The organism is Pseudomonas sp. PDM18, from assembly GCF_014852585.1.
Lineage (GTDB): Bacteria > Pseudomonadota > Gammaproteobacteria > Pseudomonadales > Pseudomonadaceae > Pseudomonas.
Window position 1 is genome coordinate 1 of the sequence record NZ_JACVBX010000028.1, and the last position, 8830, is coordinate 8830.

General features: G+C 59.9%; 3 protein-coding genes. All 3 read right to left on the reverse strand.

Annotated elements, in window-relative coordinates; translation table 11 throughout:
• On the reverse strand, positions 1 to 2287 hold a 2287-nt coding region (locus tag IB274_RS29315), incomplete at its 3' end, for an Ig-like domain-containing protein (RefSeq protein ID WP_192436273.1).
• Positions 2288 to 3232: 945 nt separating this feature from the next.
• Positions 3233 to 4135 carry an OmpA family protein gene (locus tag IB274_RS29320; protein ID WP_192436274.1) on the reverse strand — a complete coding sequence of 301 codons (903 nt, stop codon included), beginning with the start codon at positions 4133 to 4135 and terminating at the stop codon, positions 3233 to 3235.
• A 114-nt stretch (positions 4136 to 4249) separates the two neighbouring features.
• Entirely contained in the window at positions 4250 to 8815 is a 4566-nt protein-coding gene (locus IB274_RS29325; protein ID WP_318652928.1) for an Ig-like domain-containing protein, read from the reverse strand.
• Positions 8816 to 8830 lie beyond the last annotated feature (15 nt).

Here is an 8830-nt window from a genome sequence, read left to right on the forward strand (position 1 = left end):
TGTTGGACTCAGCCGCCAGATCGGCGCCGGCTACCTGCACGCTCCACTTGCCATCGGCTGCCACAGTGGCGCTGTAGGTGGTGCCGTTGAGCTCGAAGCTCACCACGTCACCGGCCTTGAACTCGCCGGAGGCCTTGCCGCTGACGGTCTGGTTGGTGACCGATTCCGCTGCGTTGACGATATCGTCACCGGCGACGGTGTCGATGCTCAGGGTGACTACCGGGGCGTCGATGTCCACGCTATAGGCATGCTCGGCCACGATGGAGCCGGCGTTGCCTGCCGCATCATGGGCTACCAGGGTGGCCTTGATGTTGCTGCCCTTGACCAGGTCGGAACCGGCTACCTGCACGCTCCACTTGCCATCGGCTGCCACAGCAGCGCTGTAGGTGGTGCTGTTGAGCTTGAAGCTCACCACGTCACCGGCCTTGAACTCACCGGTGGCCTTGCCGCTGACGGTATGGTTGGTGAGCGCTTCCGCTGCGTTGACAATATCGTCAACGGCGATGGTGTCGATGCTCAGGGTCGCCACCGGCGCGGTGGTGTCCACGCTGTAAGCATGCTCAGCCACGATGGAACCGGCGTTGCCTGCGGCATCATGGGCTACCAGGGTGGGCTTGATGTCGCTGCCCTTGACCAGGTCGGTCCCTGCTACCTGCACGCTCCATTTGCCGTCGGCTGCGACAGCAGCGCTGTAGGTGGTGCCGTTGAGCTGGAAGCTCACCACGTCACCAGCCTTGAACTCACCGGTGGCCTTGCCACTGATGGTCTGCTGCACTTGCGATTCGGCCTGGTTGACGATGTCGTCACCAGCAACGGTGTCGATGGCCAGTTGGGCAGTGGTTGCGTCCGGCGCCGTCAGGTCGATGACGAGCGGGAACGGCTGCGATTGCTCGCTGAGGTTGCCCGCCGGATCTTCGGAGGTGACAGTCAGCTCATGCTTGCCTTCGGTCAGGGCCTTGTCGGCCGGGACTTCAAGCGCCCAGGTGCCGTCGTCTTTGACAATGGTCGAGCCCAGTTCGTCCTTGCCATCGAAGACATGGATGATGTCACCCTTCTCCGCGCCACTACCGGAAATCACCGGGGTGGTGTCGTTGGTCGAGCCATCTTTCGGCACGTCGATCAGCTTGGTCGGATCGTCATTGTCAGTGACCTTGTCAATCCGCGGAGCGGACGAAGCGGTGCTGTCGATCAGGATAGTCAGCACCTCAGACGCACTGCGATTACCTGCCGAGTCAACCGCAATGACGGTGATGTCGTTCTTGCCTTCGGGCAAAGGCTGAGTTGGCGTCACCGACCACTCACCCTTGGCATCGGCCGTGACGGTGACCACTTCTCCGGTGGCGAAAGTAACCTCCACGGTAGCGCCCGGCTCAGCCTTGCCGTCAAAGCTAGGGGTCTTGATGTTGGTGATGCCGTCCCCCTTGGTGCTGCTGTCCGACTCCGGATTCAGCGAAGCATCCACCGCAGGAGCAACGATATCGACGATGAGGTCGATAACCTTGATGGGCTCACTGGGCTTCGCGCCCGCGACCGCCTGGATCACTTCGATCGTGTGCACACCGTCGGTGAGCTCGGGCGTGAATGTCCAAGTACCGTCAGGCTGAACAGTGGTGCTGCCGATCTCCACTCCATTGTCGAGAACGTGAATGGTTGCGCCGGGAATTCCGTTGCCGGAAACCGCCGGCCGCGCATCGTCGGTGAGGTCACCATTGGACAGTTGCCCCTGGATCGAACCGACATCGTCGGTTGCCTTGAGGTTGGTCGGCGCCTCGGAAGTCTTGCTCTTGGTCTTACCGTCATCCCTGTTGTGGTGAATGATGGCGGCGGTAGCGGCACCTGCCCCGGCAAGCCCCAACAGCAGCGGCCACAAGGCGAAGCCAGCGGCGTCATCAATCGTCGCCGCCGAATAAGGCGCGCCTTCACCGCCCAACGCAATGGCAGCAGACTCACCGTCCATCATCAGCAGCTTGCCATAAAAGCCTTGGCCGTCGGTTCGAACGTAGGCGTGCAGAAGCCCATCTTCGGACACGCCATAGAGCTGGCTGTCCATGCCTTCTGCGAAGAAGTCCTGGATGGTCAGGTCGGGTTCTTCACTGCCTTCGAAAGACACCTGCAGGTCGTCCCCGACGCGCTTGACGGTAAGATTTCCCGGTGCGACATCGGTGCCGTCGACCTGAAGCAGATACTTGGTACCGGCCTGTGCCTTGACCTTACCGTTCGCCTTGATTGCAACCTTCCTAGATGCGCTCTCGGTGACAGCTACCAAGCCGATAGTTTCAATTGCCATTTCTACCCACCTCAAATTGGGTCATTTATGAGGGGGTAAGGATATTTTCATGGATACCGACGGAATATTCAGAGGTTTCTCATAAATCTCCGAACTATCTGGCGCGTCGATTTTTTAAAAAACCAGGCTTACCAGTAAATAAACGCAAGCGGCGCTGACATGCAAAATATGCATGAATTGAATATTGGGAATTTTCCCAAAAAGCATCCAAGCCCAAGAAAGCAAAGCGTGACGATATTGAACTTCAAATGATTCAGCCTAAGAAATGCACTCGCCTGTTTTCAGGCTGATGTCAACTTCAAGCACTAAAACACTCATTAGCACTGGCCAGTAAAGCGACAGCAAGATCCCACCTCATAGCGGGTAAGTAGCGGGCTGGAGATAACGCGAAATGTCACTGCCGCTCGACCTCTGTGCCCAAGGTTCAGGTGACTGGCCAGGCAGGAAATACCAACGTGTAGCGCATTTCCACGCCAGGCGATCCCATCGATGCGGGCTTGGGTGAACCGGCAAGCCGCGTGTGGCAAGCTCGGCGCCCCCGAATATAGGACCGGAACCGACGAAGACGTGTCATGTGAGGTGGCTTACTTCGCCGGCCCGGTATGGGAGACCAGAAGCACCGCCTGGTGTGTCTGGCATTTGGGACCGGAGCCGACGAAGAAGTCGCAATCCCGAGGTGGGCTTCTTCACCGGTCCGGTGTTGGGATCCACCAGCACTCCCGATGCGGGTGGAATTTGGGACCGGAACCGACGAACGCGAGTCGTGTGAGGTGGCTTTGTTCGCCGGCCCGGTTTAGGGATCCAGAAGCACTCCCCTGGTGCTACTGGAATGGGGGACCGGAACCGACGAAGCAGTCGAAAACCCCGAGGTGGGGTTCTCCGCCGATTCCGGTTTTAGGGATCCCGAAGCGCCGCAAGGCGCTTCGGGACTTAATACGCCTGGATCTACAGCGATGCTTGAGCGCCGCGAATCACCAGCTCGACGCGGCGGTTGGGCGCGTTGCAGGCGATCTGTGCGCTGCGCGAACCGCTGTTGCACTGCACCACCGGCTCGAGGCTGCCACGCCCAGTGGCCATGAGCTGATCGCTTTGAATGCCCGCTTCCAGCAGCACCCGGCGGATCGATTCGGCGCGTTGCAGCGACAGGCGCTGGTTGGCTGCCGCATTACCGATAGGGTCGGCATGGCCGACGATTTCCACGCGCTGGACCTTGTTCAGATCCTGCTTGATCTCCTTCACGACCTGGCCCAGCTGGCTCCGGCCTTCTGCCGTCAGGTCGTGGTACGAGCCCTTGCCAAAGGCGAACAGCACGTCGCTGCGCAGGCTCAGGCGAGTTTCCGTCTGGCAGGGCACCACGGCACTTGCACGGCTGAGCACATGGATCTGCCGGCGCATACCTTGAAGGCTGCGCGCGGCCTCCTTGCCGGTGTGCACGATGGGCGTCTTCTGGCCGATGCCGACCGGTGCTTCCAGCACGTAGGTCTGGCCGCCGGCCAGCTTGGCGTAGCTCTGCGGGTTGCGCTTGCCGGTATACAGCGGCGCATCGCCGATGTACGACTCCACCGAGTGCTCGCCCGCGGGGGTGCAGAACACGGTGTAACCGCCGGGCATCAGGGCACTCTGCAGCTCGCCGTCGATGTAGACGTGAGCGGCCTGCTTGCCGCCATCGTTGCCGCGGAACATCACGATCTGGGCCTGGCTGGCCACGACGGAATCCACCTTCTGGTGGGTCTCGCCGTAAATGGAATTGTTGCTGCCGGCTTCAACACCGCCGGCAAAACCAATGGCCAGCACCAGGGCGCTGAGGCAAGTGACCTTGTGCAAAGGCCGGGAAGGGAAAATAGTCATGAATAAAGCTCCAGAACCCCGCCGCCAGGCAGCGGGGTTGCAAACATAGAATTCGAGAGTGGGCAATGCAGGTAGTGACCGGAGCCCAGCCCCGGCCACCACCTGGTTGCCACGTCAGACCAGGTGGACCCGCATGCCTTCCTGGATCAGCAGTTCGGCATCGCCGCCGGCATGCTGGTACAGGTGGTAGGAAGCGTCGCCGATGGCCACGGTGCCCTTCTCCGTCCAGGTGCCGACATCGCTGCCGTCGCGACCCAGGTGGTCGAGGGTGACCGTGTCGGAGCTGTCGCCCTGCACCATCATCTGCACGCTGTGCTTGTCCGTGCTGTGGAACAGGTCGGCCTGACCGTTATCCAGCACGTCCATGAGCGACAGCTTCAGGCTGTTGGCGGCATTGCCGGCGCCATGCAGGTCGATGATCTCCATGCCGGTGACCTTGCCGTGGGCGGCGTTCTGGGTCAGGTCGAGGACCTGGCCATAACCTTCCACCTTGAGCACATCGATACCCGCCCCACCATGGATACCCTGGTTGTCAGCACTGGCCAGGAACTGCTCAGCCTGGACGTACTGCAGCGTTACCACGCTGTCGTCGGCGCTACCGTAGTGGGTCTCGGCCAGGCCAGAGACCTGATGGGCCTTCAGCTGCGCACCCGATTGCAGGGCGAGGATCTGGTGGAAGTCGCTGGCTGCCGCCGCCTGCTCAGTCGATTCAGTCTCGATTTGTCCTGCTGCAATCCGGGGAGCAGGCTCAATATAAGTGCCGGTGATTGAAACATCATCTATATGCATCCAATCATAATTCAAGGATCCAGTTCCGACGGGTGAAGAATAGATAGTGAAATAGGTGAAGGACTTACCGGCTGGCATCGTAAATGATTGATGCACTGGGTCGGTACTGCTGCTACCTGTTCGTGGGATCAGCATTGATTTCTGAATCAGCGCCCCCTCAGCATCATAAAACTGAACATATGATCTATTGGTTTGAAGATCTCTAAGATCAAAACTAATTGAGTCCCCCTTTAGTCCTTCCTTCAAATCCACTCTAATCGTTCCGCTCGCAAAAGTCAGCCCCGTTGTTGCAGTATATTTCTCGGGCTGTTTGAAACCAGTCGGCGCAATATCTCCAGGTCTGCTGCTAATATTGGTAACGACCAACAACTCCGTACCTGAAACTGCAGTTTCGCCTATCGCAATAATTCGTTCAGGAGTCGAATTAAAATCTTCAAACCAAGTACCAGAAATAGGCGTGCTCACACGGAATCCGAAGCTTTCCGACAGACTCGACTGATTGCCCACTACGTCGGTGGATTTAGCCGTAAGCTCATGCCCTCCATTTAATAGGTCCTTGCTCGGCTCAAAACTCCATTTGCCCGAGGCATCGGCAGTAGTCGAACCAATTACAACACCGTTGTCGTAGATGGTAACCACTGAATTCTTTTCAGCCGTACCGGAGATAGTCGGCCTCGAGTCATCGGTGCTACCACCCTTGCTAATATCGCCAGTATCCACACCCACATCATCGAAGACGGAGGTAATCACCGGAGCCGCCGGGGCGACCGTGTCAATGACAATCACATACGGATCTGATGCAACGGACTTGTTACCAGCCTTGTCTTCGCTAACCGCCGTGAAGCTGTGGCTGCCATCGCTCCGGGCAGTCGTCGGGGTGAACGTCCACTTGCCATCGGCACCCACGGTAGTGGAGCCGATTGTGGTGCTGCCATCCTTGATGTGAATGATGCTGTTCGCCTCGCCGGTGCCTTTGAGGGTCGGCTTGTTGTCGTCGGTGGCACCACCGTTGGCGATGCTGCCGGTAATCGAGCCGACATCGTCGAGGATATCGGTGATGGCCGGCTTGTTCGGCGCGGTGGTGTCAACGCTATAGGCGCGGTCGGCAACGATGTCGGCGACGTTGCCGGCAGCATCCTGAGCCTTGAGGGTGGCGTGGATGCTGGTTTCCTTCGCCAGGTCGGCGCCGTTCACCTGAACACTCCAGGTACCACTGGCCGCGACTTGCGCGCTGTAAGTGGTGCCGTTGAGGGTAAAGGTCACCAGGTCACCTGCCTTGAACTCACCAGTGGCCTTGCCGCTGATGGTCTGCTTGGCTGCCGCTTCCGCTGCGTTGACGATGTCGTCAACTGCGATCACGTTGATGCTAAGCGTGGCGACCGGTGCCGTGACGTCAACCGCGTAGCCACGATCCGCCACGATGCTGCCCGTATTGCCAGCCGAATCATGGGCCGCCAGGGTCGCGTTGATGCTGCTGCCCTTGGCCAGATCGGCACCGGCTACCTGTACGCTCCACTTGCCATCGGCGGCGACGGCGGCACTGTAGGTGGTGCCGTTGAGCTTGAAGCTCACCACGTCACCGGCCTGGAACTCACCAGTAGCCTTGCCGCTGATGGTCTGCTGCACCTTCGACTCGGCCAGGTTGACGATGTCATCGCCGGCCACAGTGTCGATGGTCAGTTGGGTCGTGGCTGCGCTCGGTGGCGTGACATCCACGGTGTACGCACGGGTGGCTTCGACGGAGATGGAGTTTCCGATGCCGTCATGGGCGACCAGGGTGGCCTTGATGCTGCTGCCCTTGGCCAGATCGGCACCCGCTACCTGCACGCTCCATTTGCCGTCAGCAGCAACCGTGGCGGTGTGCAGAGAGCCGTTGAGCATGAAGCTAACCTTGTCGCCTGCGGTGAAGTCGCCGGTTACCTTGCCGCTGATGGTCTGCTGAGCCTTCGACTCATTGCTGTTGACTATATCGTCACCTGCGATGGCGTCGATGATCAGGTCTGCCTTGGGCGGGGTTACCTGTACTTCGTACAGACGACTGGCGGTAATGTCCGCGCTGTTGCCAGCGGCATCATGGGCCACCAGGGTGGCGTTGATGCTATTGGCTTTAGCCAGGTCGGAACCGGCTACCTGCACGCTCCAGTCACCTGCAGCATTCACCATGGTCTGGTAGGTAGTACCGTTCAGAACGAACTTCACCACGTCGCCGGCCTTGTATTCACCGGCCGCCTTGCCGCTGATGGTTTGCACCATCTTCGCTTCAGTGGCATTGAGAACATCGTCCCCGGCCACCGTATAGATGGTCAGTTGCGCCACAGGCGGAGTCATGTCCACGGTGTAACCACGATCTGCCACGACATTGGCAACGTTGCCAGCCGCATCGGTGGCTTTCAGCGTGGCATGGATGTTGGTTTCCTTCGACAGGTTATAGCCATTCACCTGGACGCTCCAGGCACCATTTGCCGCCACTTTTGCACTGTAAGCCGTGCCGTTGAGGGTGAAGGTCACCAGGTCACCGGTGCGGAATTCGCCGAAGGCCTTGCCACTGATGGTATGCCCGTGGACGGAGTCGGAAAGATTGACGATATCGTCATCGGCCACCACGTTGATGCTCAGTGTGGCGACCGGCGCCTTTACGTCCACTGCGTACGAGCGGGTAGCTTCAACGGTATTGGTGTTACCAATATCGTCATGAGCCACCAGGGTTGCCTTGATGCTGCTGGCCTTGGCCAGGTCGGCACCGGCCACCTGCACGCTCCACTTGCCATCCGCTGCCACGGTGGTGCTGTAGGTGCTGCCATTGAGCTCGAAGCTCACCACGTCACCGGCGGTGAACGTACCGGTTACCTTGCCGCTGATGGCCTGCTGGGCCTGCGACTCGGCGAGGTTGACGATGTCATCCCCAGCGATCACGTCAATGACGAGCGCGACCTCTTTCACCTCGGTGACGACGGTGTAGCCATGGTTGGCGGTGATCAGACCGGTGTTGCCAGCCGCATCATGGGCCACCAGGGTGGCGTCGATGCTCGTGGCCTTGGCCAGGTCAGAACCCGCTACCTGCACGCTCCACTTGCCATCGGCTGCCACAGCAGCGCTGTAGGTGATGCCGTTGAGCTTGAAGCTCACCACGTCACCGGCCTTGAACTCACCGGTGGCCTTGCCGCTGATGGTCTGCTGAACCTGCGATTCGGCCTGGTTGACGATGTCGTCGCCAGCCACGGTGTCGATGGTCAGTTGGGTGCTGGCTGCGTCCGGCGCCGTCACGTCGACGGTGTACGCACGGTTAGCCTCGACGTTGCTGACGTTACCGACATCGTCGTGAGCGACCAGGGTCGCCTTGATGCTGCTGGCCTTGGCCAGATCGGCACCGGCTACCTGCACGCTCCACTTGCCATCCGCTGCCACGGTGGTGCTGTAGGTGGTGCCGTTGAGCTCGAAGCTCACCACGTCACCGGCGGTGAACGCACCAGTTGCCTTGCCGCTGATGGCCTGCTGGGCCTGCGACTCGGCGAGGTTGACGATGTCATCCCCAGCGATCACGTCAATGACGAGTTCTACGTCCTTCACCTTGGTGTCGACGGTGTAGCCATGGTTGGCGGTGATCAGACCGGTGTTGCCAGCCGCATCATGGGCCACCAGGGTGGCGTCGATGCTGGTGGCCTTGGCCAGGTCGGCGCCGGATACCTGCACGCTCCACTTGCCATCGGCTGCAACCGCAGCGCTGTAGGTGGTGCCGTTGAGCTTGAAGCTCACCACGTCACCGACCTGGAACTCACCGCTCGCCTTGCCGCTGATGGTCTGCTGCACCTGCGATTCGGCCAGGTTGACGATGTCGTCGCCGGCCACGGTGTCGATGGTCAGTTGGGTGCTGGCTGCGTCCGGCGCCGCCACGTCGACGGTGTAAGG